The following is a 14,658-nucleotide window of genomic DNA, read 5'->3' on the forward strand; positions in this document are numbered from 1 at the left end:
TGGCTCACCCTGTACCGGGGAATGGCCGATACGGGCAAAAATTTTGCGAAATCCGCGGTCGGCCACTTTTTTACTGCGTAAGCGCAAGGAATCTAAACGTGATTTGCTGCACAGTGTAAATACTAATGAGAACCACTATCAATTCGGGGCTTTTTTGATATGATTGTGCTCAGATTTTGTGATTGACGTCCTGGAGATTCAGCGTGGGTAATAATTTGATGCAGGCGGACCTGTCCGTTTGGGGTATGTATCATCATGCCGATATTGTCGTTAAGGTCGTGATGATTGGCCTGATTTTGGCGTCGGTAGTCACTTGGGCTATCTTTTTCGGCAAAGGTGCTGAAATCCTCTCCAGTAAGCGCCGCCTCAAGCGTGAACAGCAGCTGCTCGGCGATGCGCGTTCCCTCGATCAGGCCAGCGATATCGCAAACAGTTTCCACCCGAAAAGCTTAAGCATCCAGCTTATCAATGAAGCGCAGAACGAACTGGCGCTCTCTGAAGGCGTTGAAGATAACGAAGGGATTAAAGAACGTACCGGTTTCCGCCTTGAGCGTCGCGTAGCGTTCGTGGGTCGCTACATGGGGCGCGGCAACGGTTATCTGGCGACCATCGGGGCGATTTCCCCGTTCGTCGGCCTGTTTGGTACCGTCTGGGGTATCATGAACAGCTTTATCGGCATTGCGCAGACGCAGACCACTAACCTTGCGGTGGTGGCACCGGGCATCGCGGAAGCGCTGCTGGCGACGGCCATCGGCCTGTTTGCGGCGATTCCAGCCGTGGTTATCTATAATATTTTTGCCCGCATGATCGGCAGCTACAAAGCGTCGCTCGGCGATGTCGCCGCGCAGGTGCTGCTGCTGCAAAGCCGTGACCTGGATCTGAGCGCCAGCGGCGTAAAACCGGTTCGTACCGCGCAAAAATTACGAGTAGGTTAATGCTTTATGGCAATGCATTTTAACGAAAACCCCGATGATAACGGCGAAATGCATGACATCAACGTCACGCCGTTTATCGACGTCATGCTGGTGCTGTTGATCATCTTTATGGTGGCGGCGCCGCTGGCGACCGTGGATGTGAAGGTCAACCTTCCGGCCTCCTCAAGTCAGCCACAGCCGCGTCCGGAAAAGCCGATTTATCTGTCGGTGAAAGCGGATAACAGCATGTTCCTCGGCAACGATCCGATCACCGAAGAGAGCATGATCGGCGCGCTGAATACGCTGACGGAAGGGAAGAAAGACACCACCGTCTTCTTCCGTGCGGATAAAACCGTGGACTATGAGACCATGATGAAGGTCATGGATACTCTGCACCAGGCGGGTTATCTGAAAATTGGTCTGGTGGGCGAAGAAAGCGTAAAAGCGAAATAACCCTCCCGACGACCTTTATCAGGCTGGCCATGTGCCAGCCTTTTTTATGCCCGATATTCAGCGGCGATATGGCGGGAGGTTGCAATCGCTGCGGCGGGTTGCGATATAATGGCGGACTTTTGCTTAACTCACAGGATCTTATGGAACGCTTTCTGGAAAATGCTATGTATACCTCCCGCTGGTTATTGGCGCCGGTTTATTTTGGTCTATCGCTCGGGCTGATTGCGCTGTCGATCAAATTTTTTCAGGAGATTTTCCACATCCTGCCGCACATCTTCAGCGTGAGCGAGTCGGATCTGGTTCTGACGCTGCTGTCGCTGGTCGATATGACGCTGGTGGGCGGCCTGCTGGTGATGGTGATGTTCTCCGGCTACGAAAATTTTGTCTCCCAGCTGGATATCAATGAAGGTAAAGAAAAGCTCAGCTGGCTGGGCAAAATGGACGCCACCTCGCTGAAAAATAAAGTGGCGGCGTCCATTGTCGCCATCTCCTCTATCCATCTGCTGCGGGTGTTTATGGACGCGCAAAACGTACCGGACAACAAGCTGATGTGGTACGTCATTATCCATCTGACCTTTGTGCTGTCGGCGTTTGTGATGGGTTATCTCGATCGTCTGACCAAGGTTAAGCACTGAGACACCTGCCCGGCGGCGCAGCGCCGCCGGGTGAGTGACTTATTGATCCGACGAGGTTTGCCATAAATTGAGCTGGCCATCCGCGACATGCTGGTCAATCTGCGCCAGCTCTTCTGCGCTAAACGTCAGATTATTCAGTGCCTGTACGTTCTCCTCCAGCTGCTGTGGGCGGCTGGCGCCAATCAGCACTGATGTGACCCGACTATCCTTCAGCAGCCAGCTCAGCGCCATTTGCGCCATACTCTGTCCGCGGCTGTGGGCCATCTCCTGCAGTAAGCGCAGGCTGTGCAGATTTGACTCACTGAGCATATTCTCCGTCAGGCCGCGCGCTCTTTTCCCTTCGTAGAACATCCGCGAACCTTCGGGGATCTGCTGTAGATATTTGCCGGTCAGCAGGCCCTGCGCCAGCGGCGTAAAGGCGATACAGCCGACGCCGTTCTCCTCCAGCGTATCCAGCAGCCCGCTGGTGTCGACCCAGCGGTTGAGCAGGTTATAAGACGGCTGGTGAATCAGCAGCGGGATCTTCCAGTCGCGCAAAAGCGCGGCCATTTGCCGCGTACGTTCCGGCGAATAGGAGGAGATGCCGACATACAAGGCTTTACCGCTCTGCACCGCCTGTGCCAGCGCCGCGGCGGTCTCTTCCATCGGCGTATTTTCATCGACGCGATGCGAATAGAAAATATCGACGTAATCCAGTCCCATCCGCTGCAGGCTCTGATCGAGGCTGGCGAGCAGATATTTTCGTGAACTACCGTTGCCATAGGGGCCTGGCCACATGGAATAGCCCGCTTTCGTCGCCACAATCAGCTCGTCGCGGTAGGCGGCGAAATCCTCGCGCAGCAGGCGGCCAAAATTCTCCTCCGCGCTGCCGGGCGGCGGCCCGTAGTTATTCGCCAGATCGAAATGGGTAATGCCCAGATCAAAGGCTTTGCGTAACAGGGCGCGTTGGTCATCCAGCGCGTGACCGTGACTAAAGTTGTGCCACAGTCCCAGCGACAAAAGGGGCAATTGCAGGCCGCTTTTACCGCAGTAGCGGTACTGCATGCGATCGTAGCGGGTGGGATCAGCTAACCAGGACATGCTCTCTCCTTATAAATTAAAACGTCGTTCCCATTTTAACTGGTATGGTACGCCAGCAGCGTTCGCTGGATCACAATGTGTAAGATTGCTGGCGTCACCGCGAGCTTCTGCTTTGCTTAAAGGGGGGAATATCCGGAGAAGAGATGATGACGCGACTGACGGCGAAAGATTTTCCGCAAGAGCTGCTGGAGTATTACGACTATTACGCGCACGGCAAAATCAGCAAGAGGGAATTTTTGCAGCTGGCCGGAAAGTACGCCGTCGGCGGCATGACCGCCCTGGCGCTGTTTAACCTGCTGAAACCGAACTACGCGCTTGCCGGGCAGATCTCGTTTACCGACCCGGATATCCATGCGCAATATATTCGCTATCCTTCGCCCGAGGGTCACGCCGAGGTGCGTGGTTATCTGGTGGTGCCGACGAAATCCAGCGTAAAACCGGCGTCGGTGATCGTCGTGCATGAGAATCGCGGACTGAATCCCTATATCGAAGATGTCGCCCGCCGGGTGGCTAAAGCCGGTTACATCGCGCTGGCACCGGATGGCCTGAGTTCGGTGGGCGGCTATCCCGGCAATGATGACGAAGGGCGCGAGCTTCAGCAGAAAGTCGATCCGCAGAAGCTGATGAACGACTTTTTTGCCGCCGTCGCCTTTATGGAAAAACATCCGCAGGCGAGCGGAAAAGTGGGGATAACCGGGTTTTGTTACGGCGGCGGGGTTTGCAATGCCGCCGCCGTGGCGATCCCGGAGCTGGCCTGCGCGGTGCCGTTTTATGGCCGCCCGCCGCCGATCGCGGAGGTCGGGAAAATCCATGCCCCGCTGCTACTGCACTATGCGGAGCTGGATAAACCCATCACCGATGGCTGGCCCGCTTATGAACAGGCGCTGAAGGCGCAGCATAAAGTGTTCGAAGCCTATATCTATCCGCAGGTGAACCACGGTTTTCACAACGACTCCACGCCGCGCTACGACCGGGCTGCCGCCGAGCTTGCCTGGCAGCGAACGCTGGCGTGGTTTGCCAAATATCTCGGCTAAAAAGGGCGGAAATAGCGCTGGCACTCGCTCAAAAAATCGCTATATAATTTTATATATAGCGATTGAGGAGGGAAAAGCGATGGATAACCATTTTGGCAAAGGTTTAATGGCGGGGCTGAAGGCGTCTCAGGCGGAAAGCGCCAGCAACGCAGCCGGTTTTTGCGCGGATTATAAACGTGGCTTTGTCCTCGGTTATTCTCAGCGCATGTTTGAAAAAACCGGCGATCGCCAGCTTAGCGCCTGGGAGGCCGGGATCCTCACCCGCCGCTATGGCCTGGACAGAAACATGGTCATGGATTTCTTCAGGGAAGGACATTCCTGTATCGCGATGCGTTACTTTATGGCGGGATACCGGCTGGAAAGTTAACTACCGAAGGCCGAAGCCCCCGGTAGGTGAGAGGTTATGCCTGGCGCTTGTCTTCGGTCAGGGTATCAAAGTCGCTGGCGCTGTGGCGTTCGTGCAGCTGCTCGTTAAGCGGGCCGTTGGTCCGGTTGACGATTCGTCCGCGTTTGACTGCCGGACGATTGCCAATGTCCTGCGCCCAGCGCAGGACGTTTTTATAGCTGCCGGCGTCCAGGAATTCCGCGGCATTATACACCCCACCCAGCACGACATTGCCGTACCACGGCCAGATGGCCATATCGGCGATGGTGTACTCTTCCCCGGAAACATAGCGGTTGCGGGCGAGCTGTTTATCCAGCACGTCGAGCTGACGTTTGGCTTCCATCGTGAAGCGGTCAATCGCGTACTCGATTTTCACCGGCGCATAGTTAAAGAAGTGACCAAAACCGCCGCCGAGGAACGGGGCGGCGCCCTGTAACCAGAACAGCCAGTTCAGGGTCTCGGTCCGCCCTGCGGGATCTTTAGGCAGGAAGAAACCAAATTTTTCAGCGAGGTAAAGCAGAATGCTGCCGGACTCAAATACGCGCGTCGGCGGAGTGGTCGAGTGGTCGCTCAGCGCGGGAATTTTTGAGTTGGGGTTCACCTCAACAAAACCGCTGGAGAACTGATCGCCTTCGCCAATGCGGATCAGCCAGGCATCGTATTCCGCGCCGCTCACGCCAAGCGCCAGCAGCTCTTCCAGCAGGATGGTCACCTTCTGGCCGTTGGGCGTGCCCAGGGAGTAAAGCTGCAGCGGATGTGAGCCAACCGGTAGCGTTTTTTCATGGGTGGCGCCGGAGACGGGACGGTTGATGTTGGCGAACGCGCCGCCGTTGTTTTGCTTCCACTCCCACACTTTAGGGGGTTGGTAGTTATTCTCTGACATGAGGACCTGCCTTTTTAGTGAGCCGTTGAGGGAGTGTAGCAGGAGATTCCAGGCAGGTTTAACAGTGTGAGGCTTATTGGCCCCGGTCAGCGTCGCGCAACCGGGGCGAGGAGGACTCAGGCCATAATCCGCGCGGCCCATACGCTGATATCGTCGCCGCTGCCGAGGTCCGGCTGCACCAGGCCGTTGACCATAAAGGTCGGCGAGACATGAATACCGTTCTGTCGCGCGTATTTGCAATGCCATTTAATCTCAGCCTGCAGCTCAGGGCGGGCAAAGGCCGTAGAGAGCAGAACCTGGCTGTAGTGCTCAATGCGCTGGATAATCTGCTGCGGCGTGGTCTCCATATTCGGCCCGCTGCAATGATCGGTAAATTCAAACTCTTCGCGATGGTCGGCGACCGCTTTTAACACTCTGTGCGCCTGCTCTCTGCCGTGCGGTAGCGTCGAGGCGGCAAGAATGCAGCGCACGATGACGCCGGAGAAAAGATGCCACGGCTGCGACTGCAGGCGAATCTTGATAGTCACATTATCCGCGCCGACTTCGTCCAGCAGATCGTCAAGCTTATTGAACGCCCGGACGGAAAACGGGCAGGTTGGCTCAAGGAATACCTCAAAAGTACGTGGGCCGTGGCCCCAGACCAGCGGTTGAGCCTGCAGATGCGGTTGTGCGCTCATAATCAACTCCTGACGTTGTCTCATTCTTCGTTATGGTTCCCTACATCATCCAGGCGGTTGTCAGCGGCAATGCAACCTGAAGTATTACGGGGAGATATTACAACTAACGATATCACTTTTACCCAAAGGCGCCGGGTTATTTTCCCGCGGGGCACGATCGCTGAATCCAATGAGTGGTATCATCATTGCACCTCTGTCTGGTAAGTGCCTGCGGCAGGATAAGAAGAGGGAGTTTTGTTCCGCCAACTGCCCGGGCTGCATTAATTTGAGGTCAGGCTAATGAGCAAAGGATCGACAAGTAGTGATGCCCCTTTTGGTACGTTGTTAGGCTACGCGCCGGGGGGCGTAGCAATTTATTCATCGAATTACAGCAGTTTAAATCCGCGCGACTATCCGGATGACGCCACGTTCCGCAGTTACATCGACAATGAGTATATGGGGCACAAATGGCAGTGCGTTGAATTCGCGCGCCGTTTTTTGTTCCTCACCTACGGTTTTGTCTTTACCGATGTCGGCATGGCCTATGAAATCTTCTCCCTGCGTTTTCTGCGTGAAGTGGTTAATGACAATATTTTGCCGCTACAGGCTTTTGCAAACGGCGCCCGCCGTCCGCCGATAGCCGGTTCGCTGCTGATTTGGCAGAAGGGCGGCGAGTTTAAGCATACCGGCCATGTCGCGGTGATTACGCAACTGGTCGGCAATAAGGTCCGCATCGCCGAGCAAAACGTGATTCACGCGCCGCTGCCGCAGGGCCAGCAGTGGACTCGCGAATTAACGCTGGAAGTGAAAGACGGTTTCTACACCATCAAAGACACCTTTGCCGATACCGAAATATTAGGCTGGATGATTCAGACCGCCGATACCGAGCACAGTCTGCCGCAGCCGGTGCTGCCGGGCGAAGCGATGGCGATTCAGGGAGCGAGACTGCCGAATAAAGGCCAGTTCCGCGGTAACTGGCTGAACGAGAAAGATTCGCTGCAGAAAGCCTACGTGGCCGCCAATGGTCACTTCATCAATCAGGATCCCTATCAATACTTCACCATTACCGAAAGCGCCGAGCAGGAGCTTATCAAAGCGACCAACGAGCTGCATTTGATGTACCTGCACGCCACCGATAAGGTGATGAAAGATGACCATCTGCTGGCGCTGTTTGATATCCCCAAAATTCTCTGGCCGCGCCTGCGTCTCTCATGGCAGCGACGCCGTCATCATATGATCACCGGCCGCATGGATTTCTGTATGGATGAGCGCGGGCTGAAGGTCTATGAATACAACGCCGACTCCGCCTCTTGTCATACCGAAGGCGGGCTGATCCTCGAACAGTGGCTGAAACAGGGCTATTACGGCAGCGGACACAACCCGGCGGAAAATCTGCTTGATGAGCTGGCGGGCGCCTGGAAACACAGCCGCGCCCGTCCTTTCGTGCATATCATGCAGGACAAGGATCTGGAGGAGAACTACCACGCGCTGTTTATCCAGCGCTCGCTCACGCAGGCGGGGTTCGAAAGTAAGATCCTCTTTGGCCTTGATGAGTTGCACTGGGACGCCGCCGGGCAGCTGATCGACGGCGACGGGCGTCTGGTGAACTGCGTCTGGAAAACCTGGGCCTGGGAAACCGCCATCGAACAGGTGCGCGAGGTCAGCGCCGATGAGTACGCCGCCGTGCCGATCCGTACCGGGCATCCGCAAAACGCCGTGCGGCTGATCGATGTGCTGCTGCGCCCGGAAGTGCTGGTTTTCGAACCGCTGTGGACGGTGATCCCCGGTAACAAGGCCATTCTGCCGGTACTGTGGTCGCTGTTCCCCAACCACCGCTATCTGCTGGATACCGATTTTGTAATCAACGATGAGCTGGCGAAAACCGGCTATGCGGTGAAGCCTATCTCTGGCCGCTGCGGCAACAACATCGATTTGATTGGTCCGCAAGATGAAGTGCTGGATAAAACCAGCGGGCAGTTTGTCGATCGTAAAAATATTTACCAGCAGCTCTGGTGCCTGCCGAAGGTGGATGGTAAATACATTCAGGTGTGTACGTTTACCGTCGGCGGTAACTACGGCGGTACTTGTCTGCGCGGCGATGATTCGCTGGTGGTCAAAAAAGAGAGTGATATCGAACCGTTAATTGTGCTGAAAGACAGCGACGGCCGGTAGCCGGCAGCCCGGACAGCGCCGTAAACGACCTGTCCGGGCAACAAATCCTGCAAATACGCTAAGTCACAAAGAAAACAACAAGACAGAAAAGGAAAATAATATGCACGACAGGCGACTCGCCGCCCGCGCGGGTGAACTCAAGCCCTCCGCCGTCCGCGAACTTCTTAAGCACAGTAAACTGCCCGGCGTTATCTCCCTGGGCGGCGGGATTCCGGCTCCGGAGTTGTTTGATACCGAAGGCCTGAATCTGGCTGTGCAGCAGGTGATGAGCGGGCGCTTTAACGATGCATTTCAGTATGGTTTGACCGAAGGCTATCCGCCGCTGCGTCAGGCCGTAAGTGAACTGTGTCAGGCGCGCGGCGTTGACTGCCAGGCCAGCCATGTCTATATCACCTCCGGCTCTCAGCAATCGCTGGATATTGTGGCCCGCACGCTGCTCGATCCGGGCGATGCGATTGTGGTTGAGCGCCCGACCTACCTGGCGGCGCTGCAGGTATTCCAGCTGGCGCAGGCCAATATTCTCAGCGTCGATACCGACGATAACGGGATGTTGGTTGAACAGCTGGCCGACCTGCTGGAAACGACCCGCGTCAAAGCCGTTTATCTGGTGCCCACCTTCGGCAACCCCGGTGGAAAAACCCTGAGCGAAGATCGCCGTCGCCGTCTGGTGGCGCTGGCGAAACAGCATGATTTTGTCATTATCGAAGATGATCCCTATGGCGAAATCAGCTTTACCGATGAAGTCCGCCGTCCGCTGTATCAGCACGCGGTTGAGCTGGGCTGCGAAGATCAGGTGGTCTACACCTCCACTTTCTCCAAAATTCTCGCTCCGGGGATGCGTATCGGCTGGATTGTGATGCCGGACTGGCTGGCGCAGCAGACGGTGATCGTCAAGCAGGCGGCGGATCTGCATACCAATATGCTGTCGCAGGTGATCACGGCGGAGTATCTGGCGATGAATCGCCTGGATAACCAGATCGCGCTGATCCGTGAGGATTATCGTAAGAAGTGTGTGGCGCTGGCGGATGCGCTGGAGTCGCGTCTCGGGGAGCACATTGCCTTCAGCCGACCTAAAGGTGGGATGTTCCTGTGGGCTCGCTTCCGCTATTCGTTCGATACGATGGCGTGGATGAAGACAACGCTGGCAAACGGCGTGGTGTTTGTCCCCGGCGAAGCGTTTTATCACGATAATCCGGATACCCGTACGCTGCGTCTGTCCTACTCGACGGTCCCGGAGGAAGGGCTGATGACGGCCGTTGAACGTCTGGCGAAATCGCTGTAGCTGTCTATAAATCACTCCGCGCCGCCGGGCGGCACGGAGTGTTAATCTGGTTTAGTCGCTTTCGGCGATGCGGTCATCGAGCCAAATCAGCATCAGTGAGGAGAGAAACGCCGTGCCGAGTGTGCCAATAAATAGCCACATAAAGAATCCCTCAGAGGTTTTTTATTATTTTTCTTTTTTTACCGGTGAGTGATTGTTTCTGTTGATCATCGTGACTTTAGTCGCGGACTGGGTGGTGGCGAGGGTGAAGAAATCATCAGCATCAATATCAAAATTCAGCACGATTTCCCTGTATTTCCCGCAGTGAATTAACTCTTTCGCTTCTTGCATACTACTGACTGTTATTGTCGGCATCGTCTTATCTCATGTGAAAAACTGGTTAGCAAAGTAAGAGCTTGTGCATGACAGATCAACTCTTTTTTATCGTCGCGGGCAAGAACGCTTTTCCTTACTATTTGAGTGGGAATACGAGGACGGGACAGGGCGTCGCCCATTGCCGCCTGGCCCGCGAATACAAAAGAGTCGTTAACGCTGCTTTGCGCTCATCAACTGGCGGCAGCGCGACTGATCCTCACGGATGCTGTCCTGCTCTTCCTGACTTAACTGTAGCCAGGTCTGGCGCATTCGCTCGCCAAGTGCCGGGATATAGTGGTTTTTGTGCAGCGCATAATCGGAATTGCCGCCTTCGACAATGTTTTCCATATCACGGAGAAACGCCCGGCTGTCCTGGTGGTCGATGACGCAAAACACCGAGCGGTAGTAAGCCTCATCTTCTGCGCAATAGTGCGGCATGCGCCACCAGACAAGCAGCGCGAGCAGCGCCAGCAGCGGAATAACAAAAGGTAATTTCTTCAGCATCGATGGGATCAGGAAGAGGAAACAGAGGGGATAGTGTACCTGCTGCGCAAACAGGATGTCATCCCGCAGGCATCATTTCACCTTCGCACCGCGCGAGCCAGGGCGATGCCCGGCTAACAAAGCGTCGCCGCATCAGTATTCTGAGTCATAGCAGGCATCGCTAAAAAATAAACAACAGCCGATCGTTACGCTGCTTATGGAATATATCAACGCCGGTACTGGCTTTTAATACTGAATTTTATCGATGACGTGAAGTGATGTTAACGGTGCTTCATTAACGATAGCGAAAATAACGGAAAGTATCGGCTTCGCAGGCAATCCCGAATCGCCGCAACATTCCGTGCCGTCGTGCCAGGCGGGGGGCCGTCTGGCTCGCCGCTAGCGGATTATCTGCATAGGAAAAAACGATTCTCTGGCGATATTTTTTATATGTCGAAGAACTTGCTATTTATTTTTCTTGAATAATTCGCCCTTTGACTCATTATATTTTTACCCGGTTTGCGGCGAAATATTTTTTTTACCTTGTAGATTCAATGTGCTGCACTCTGCATCACTATTTTATTCTCAGGTTCTAAATTTATAATAATTTACCTGCTTGTTACGGTTTATTAACCTCGGTCCTGTGCAGTGGTTTATTCCCGGCGATTGAACACCATTCGAAGGACACATTTATGACCGTAGAAGACACGAACATTGATACGTTGATTGTTGGCGGAGGTCAGGCCGGTATTGCCATGAGTGAGCATCTGACGACGCTGGGGATCTCACATCTGGTTATCGAGAAAAACCGCATCGCTGAGGCCTGGCGAACCGGCCGTTGGGACTCGCTGGTGACGAATGGTCCGGCGTGGCACGACCGTTTCCCGGGGATGGAATTTAAGGGGGGCAATCCCGACAGTTTCATTCCTAAAGACGATGTCGCGGCATACTTTGAAGATTACGTCAGGGCCTTCAATCTGCCGGTGCGTACCGGCGTTGAAGTCAAAAGCGCAGTGCGCAACAGCGGACGCCCGGGTTTTACCATCGAGACCACGGAGGGCATCATTGAAGCCCAGCGTATTGTTGCCGCGACCGGACCGTTTCAAAAACCGGTCATTCCCGCGATTGCGCCGAAAGAGAGCGGCATTCATCAAATTCACTCCGCCCGATACTACAATCCGCAGCAGCTTCCTGAGGGCGCGGTGCTGGTTGTCGGCGCGGGCTCTTCCGGCGTGCAGATTGCTGACGAACTTCAGCGCGCTGGCCGCAAGGTCTATTTATCCGTCGGCGCGCACGATCGTCCCCCGCGTGCATACCGCAACCGGGATTTTTGCTGGTGGCTGGGGGTGCTGGGCATGTGGGATGCCCCCGCCAGCGCGCCGGGCAAAGAACATGTCACTATCGCCGTCAGCGGCGCCCATGGCGGGCACACCGTGGACTTCCGCGAGCTGGCGCACCGCGGCATCACCCTGGTCGGGCTGACGAAAGCCTTTGAATCCGGGACGGCGACCTTCCAGCCGGATCTGTGCGACAACATCCGCCGCGGGGATGAGAACTATCTGGCGCTGCTGGATGCCGCAGATGCCTACATTGCGGCCAATGGCCTGGATCTGCCGGAAGAACCTGCCGCCCGCGAGTTTTTACCTGATCCGCCGTGCATGACTTCGCCGCTCCTCTCCCTGAACCTCGCGCAGGCGGGGATTACCACCATTATCTGGGCGACCGGCTACGCCGTGGATTATAGCTGGCTCAACGTGAAGGCTTTTAATGAGCAACATCGTCCGCAGCATCAACGCGGCGTCTCCAGCGAACCTGGGGTCTATTTCCTCGGATTGCCTTGGCTGTCGCGCCGGGGATCGACCTTCATCTGGGGCGTCTGGCATGACGCGAAACACATTGCCGACCATATTGCCACCCAGCGTAAGTACAGCCAGTACCAGGCTGCCGATCGGCGCTAAACACGCGCCATTAAACAGGATAAAAAAGATGCCAACACATACCCGTATTCGCATGTTTAATACCAAAGAGACCTACCCCAACCAGAGCCTGGATAACGATTTATGCCAGGCGGTTCGCGCCGGGAATACCGTCTACGTGCGCGGTCAGGTGGGAACGGATTTTGCCGGTAACCTGGTCGGTTTGGGCGACCCGCAGGCTCAGGCCGAGCAGGCGATGAAAAACGTCAAACAGCTGCTGGAGGAGGCCGGAAGCGACCTGTCGCACATCGTGAAAACCACCACCTATATCATTGACCCGCGTTATCGTGAGCCGGTGTATCAGGAAGTGGGTAAATGGCTGAAGGGGGTTTTCCCGATCTCCACGGGGCTGGTGATTTCAGCGCTGGCGCAGCCGCAATGGCTGATGGAGATCGACGTGATTGCCGTTATTCCCGATGATTTCGTGAAGTAAGGGGCGACGATGACCTTTTCTATCGCAGCATATTGCCCGGAAAGCGGGCAGTTTGGTATTGCGCTCAGCTCCTCCAGCATTGCCGTCGGCGCCCGCTGTCCCTGGCTACAGGCCGGAGTGGGGGCGGTATCCAGTCAGAACATCACGTTACCGACGCTGGGCCAGCTGGCGCTGGCGCAGCTGGAACAGGGTTTAGCGCCGGACATCGCGTTGCGCAGGGCGCTGGCGGAGGATGATTTCAGCCGCTACCGGCAGATTATCGCCATCGACGCCAACGGACAAACCGCCGCCTTCAGCGGCGATAAAACCCTCGGTATCTATCATGTCGCCGAAGGCGAGAACTGCATCGCCGCTGGCAATATGCTGGCCAGCACGGCGGTCATTGAGGCGATGGTGGCCGGTTTCCAGCACAGCGAAGGTGAAATGGCGCTGCGGCTACTGGCCGCGCTACAGGCCGGTCTGGCCTGCGGCGGTGAGGCTGGCCCGGTTCACTCTGCGGCGGTGAAGGTCGTGGATGACTATTCGTGGCCGCTGGTGGATTTGCGCATTGACTGGAGCGAGGACGATCCCATTGGCGAACTGGCCGCGCTCTGGCAGGCCTATGAGCCGCAGATGCAGGCCTATATCACGCGCGCGCTCGACCCGCGGGAGGCCCCCAGTTACGGAGTTCCGGGCGATGAATAATGAGGTGCAGTCGATACTGGCAACGCTGCTGGCTTTTGATACCACCAGTCGCGAATCCAATCTCGAGATGATCGATTACATCAACCGCTTTCTTCGCGGTTTTGGCATTGCATCCCGGCTGTTCTACGATGATGACGGCAAAAAAGCCAATCTTTATGCCCGCCTGGGGCCACCGGGCGCGGGGGGAGTGATGCTCTCCGGTCATACCGATGTGGTCCCGGTTGACGGCCAGCGCTGGACGGTCCCTCCTTTTGCGCTCACCCTGCGCGATGGCCTGTGCTATGGGCGCGGCAGCACCGACATGAAGGGCTTTATCGCCTGTGTGCTGGCCTCTGTTCCCGCCTTCCTCGCACAACCGTTAAGTATGCCTCTGCATCTGGCCTTTTCCTATGATGAGGAGGTGGGATGCCTCGGCGTCCGCAGTCTGGCGAATCATCTTAAGGCCTCGAAGGATAAGCCCGCCCTGTGCATTATCGGTGAGCCGACGGAGATGCGCCCGGTCTACGGTCATAAAGGCAAATTAGCCATGCGCTGCCATATTCACGGTAAGGCCTGCCATTCGGCCTATGCCCCCGATGGCGTGAACGCTATTGAGTATGCGGCGAAGCTGATTACCCGCTTAGGCGTGCTGGGGAAAAAGCTGGCGCTCAGACAGGACGCGCGCTTCGACCCGCCGTACAGTACCGTGCAGGTGGGGCTGATTACGGGCGGCGCGGCGCTCAATATTGTGCCTGAGCGCTGCCAGTTCGATTTTGAAATCCGCCATTTGCCGGACCTGTCGCTCGACGAGACGCTCAGCGGACTGCAGGCGTATGCCGAAGATGAACTGGTGCCGGCGATGCGCAAGGTGGCGGCGGAGGCCACAATCCGTTTTCAGCCGCTCAGTCAGTATCCCGGCCTGCTGAGCGATCCGCAGTCGGCCTTTGCCGGCTGGCTGGCGCAATGGGCGGGCAATGATACGTTCTCCACCGTCGCCTTCGGCACTGAAGGCGGGCTGTTTGACGAAGCGGGCGTGGCAACGCTGATTTGCGGGCCGGGAAGTATGGCGCAGGGACACAAGCCGGATGAATTTATTGCCCTGACTCAGTTGGAATGCTGTCTGGCGATGCTGGATAATCTGCGCCACTGGATGGCGGTCTCCTGAATCTTTTGCGCCCGGGGTCGGGCGCCTTGTCGCAAGCCTCTTTCCCCGCTATTTAGCGGGGGGAGCAGGCAATGTCTGAGCGGGCAGATA

General features: G+C 56.2%; 16 protein-coding genes. 11 read left to right on the forward strand and 5 right to left on the reverse strand.

Features of this window, described 5'->3' with window-relative positions:
* The first annotated feature begins 203 nt into the window (after positions 1–203).
* From exbB to Electrica_RS03260, 3 genes are all read left to right on the forward strand, one after another.
* Complete coding sequence (gene exbB / locus Electrica_RS03250) at positions 204–935, forward strand: tol-pal system-associated acyl-CoA thioesterase (RefSeq protein ID WP_141963414.1); 732 nt, start codon at positions 204–206, stop codon at positions 933–935.
* A gap of 6 nt (positions 936–941) precedes the next feature.
* Positions 942–1,367 carry a TonB system transport protein ExbD gene (gene exbD, locus Electrica_RS03255; RefSeq protein ID WP_100683492.1) on the forward strand — a complete coding sequence of 142 codons (426 nt, stop codon included), beginning with the start codon at positions 942–944 and terminating at the stop codon, positions 1,365–1,367.
* 140 nt (positions 1,368–1,507) lie between these two features.
* Positions 1,508–2,002, forward strand: coding sequence for a TIGR00645 family protein (locus tag Electrica_RS03260; protein ID WP_100683491.1), 495 nt, complete (start codon positions 1,508–1,510; stop codon positions 2,000–2,002).
* A gap of 39 nt (positions 2,003–2,041) precedes the next feature.
* Here Electrica_RS03260 and mgrA read toward each other — a convergent pair whose 3' ends face one another.
* A complete protein-coding gene (gene mgrA, locus Electrica_RS03265; RefSeq protein ID WP_131048545.1) occupies positions 2,042–3,082 on the reverse strand; it encodes an L-glyceraldehyde 3-phosphate reductase in 1,041 nt (346 codons plus the stop codon).
* Between the two features lie 146 nt (positions 3,083–3,228).
* Between mgrA and yghX the strand changes: the two genes are divergently transcribed.
* Together yghX and Electrica_RS03275 are read left to right on the forward strand one after the other, a co-directional pair.
* Complete coding sequence (gene yghX / locus Electrica_RS03270; RefSeq protein WP_142255832.1) at positions 3,229–4,116, forward strand: YghX family hydrolase; 888 nt, start codon at positions 3,229–3,231, stop codon at positions 4,114–4,116.
* Positions 4,117–4,195: 79 nt separating this feature from the next.
* Positions 4,196–4,483 (forward strand): DUF2623 family protein, encoded by a 288-nt coding sequence (locus Electrica_RS03275; RefSeq protein ID WP_100683489.1) that lies wholly within the window; start codon positions 4,196–4,198, stop codon positions 4,481–4,483.
* Positions 4,484–4,517: 34 nt separating this feature from the next.
* Here Electrica_RS03275 and yghU read toward each other — a convergent pair whose 3' ends face one another.
* Both yghU and Electrica_RS03285 read right to left on the reverse strand, forming a co-directional pair.
* Positions 4,518–5,384, reverse strand: a complete 867-nt coding sequence (yghU, locus tag Electrica_RS03280) for a glutathione-dependent disulfide-bond oxidoreductase (protein ID WP_100683488.1) — start codon at positions 5,382–5,384, stop codon at positions 4,518–4,520.
* A gap of 116 nt (positions 5,385–5,500) precedes the next feature.
* Positions 5,501–6,061, reverse strand: a complete 561-nt coding sequence (locus Electrica_RS03285; protein ID WP_131048546.1) for a DsbA family protein — start codon at positions 6,059–6,061, stop codon at positions 5,501–5,503.
* Between the two features lie 279 nt (positions 6,062–6,340).
* Here Electrica_RS03285 and gss point away from each other — a divergent pair, with 279 nt between their 5' ends.
* Together gss and Electrica_RS03295 are read left to right on the forward strand one after the other, a co-directional pair.
* Positions 6,341–8,212 carry a bifunctional glutathionylspermidine amidase/synthase gene (gene gss, locus Electrica_RS03290; protein ID WP_131048547.1) on the forward strand — a complete coding sequence of 624 codons (1,872 nt, stop codon included), beginning with the start codon at positions 6,341–6,343 and terminating at the stop codon, positions 8,210–8,212.
* Positions 8,213–8,312: 100 nt separating this feature from the next.
* Positions 8,313–9,494 carry an aminotransferase-like domain-containing protein gene (locus Electrica_RS03295; protein ID WP_100683485.1) on the forward strand — a complete coding sequence of 394 codons (1,182 nt, stop codon included), beginning with the start codon at positions 8,313–8,315 and terminating at the stop codon, positions 9,492–9,494.
* A 165-nt stretch (positions 9,495–9,659) separates the two neighbouring features.
* On the opposite strand, the gene Electrica_RS03300 is transcribed toward Electrica_RS03295, so the two are convergent.
* Complete coding sequence (locus tag Electrica_RS03300; RefSeq protein WP_100683484.1) at positions 9,660–9,848, reverse strand: hypothetical protein; 189 nt, start codon at positions 9,846–9,848, stop codon at positions 9,660–9,662.
* 171 nt (positions 9,849–10,019) lie between these two features.
* Entirely contained in the window at positions 10,020–10,352 is a 333-nt protein-coding gene (locus Electrica_RS03305) for a hypothetical protein (RefSeq protein ID WP_141963416.1), read from the reverse strand.
* Positions 10,353–11,023: 671 nt separating this feature from the next.
* On the opposite strand from Electrica_RS03305, the gene Electrica_RS03310 reads away from it, so the two are divergent.
* From Electrica_RS03310 to argE, 4 genes are read left to right on the forward strand one after another with little or no spacing between them, the layout of a single operon-like run.
* On the forward strand, positions 11,024–12,289 hold the full coding sequence (locus Electrica_RS03310) for a flavin-containing monooxygenase (protein WP_141963418.1): 1,266 nt from the start codon (positions 11,024–11,026) through the stop codon (positions 12,287–12,289).
* 28 nt (positions 12,290–12,317) lie between these two features.
* Positions 12,318–12,740, forward strand: coding sequence for a RidA family protein (locus Electrica_RS03315; RefSeq protein WP_004867660.1), 423 nt, complete (start codon positions 12,318–12,320; stop codon positions 12,738–12,740).
* Between the two features lie 9 nt (positions 12,741–12,749).
* A complete protein-coding gene (locus tag Electrica_RS03320; protein ID WP_141963420.1) occupies positions 12,750–13,424 on the forward strand; it encodes a DUF1028 domain-containing protein in 675 nt (224 codons plus the stop codon).
* The gene (gene argE, locus Electrica_RS03325; protein WP_141963421.1) at positions 13,417–14,568 is read left to right on the forward strand and encodes an acetylornithine deacetylase; all 1,152 of its coding nucleotides are present in this window, start codon (positions 13,417–13,419) and stop codon (positions 14,566–14,568) included. The genes Electrica_RS03320 and argE overlap by 8 nt, the downstream gene beginning before the upstream one ends.
* Positions 14,569–14,658: the final 90 nt, after the last annotated feature.

Origin of the sequence: Klebsiella electrica (assembly GCF_006711645.1) — a bacterium.
GTDB classification, from domain to species: Bacteria; Pseudomonadota; Gammaproteobacteria; order Enterobacterales; family Enterobacteriaceae; genus Klebsiella; species Klebsiella electrica.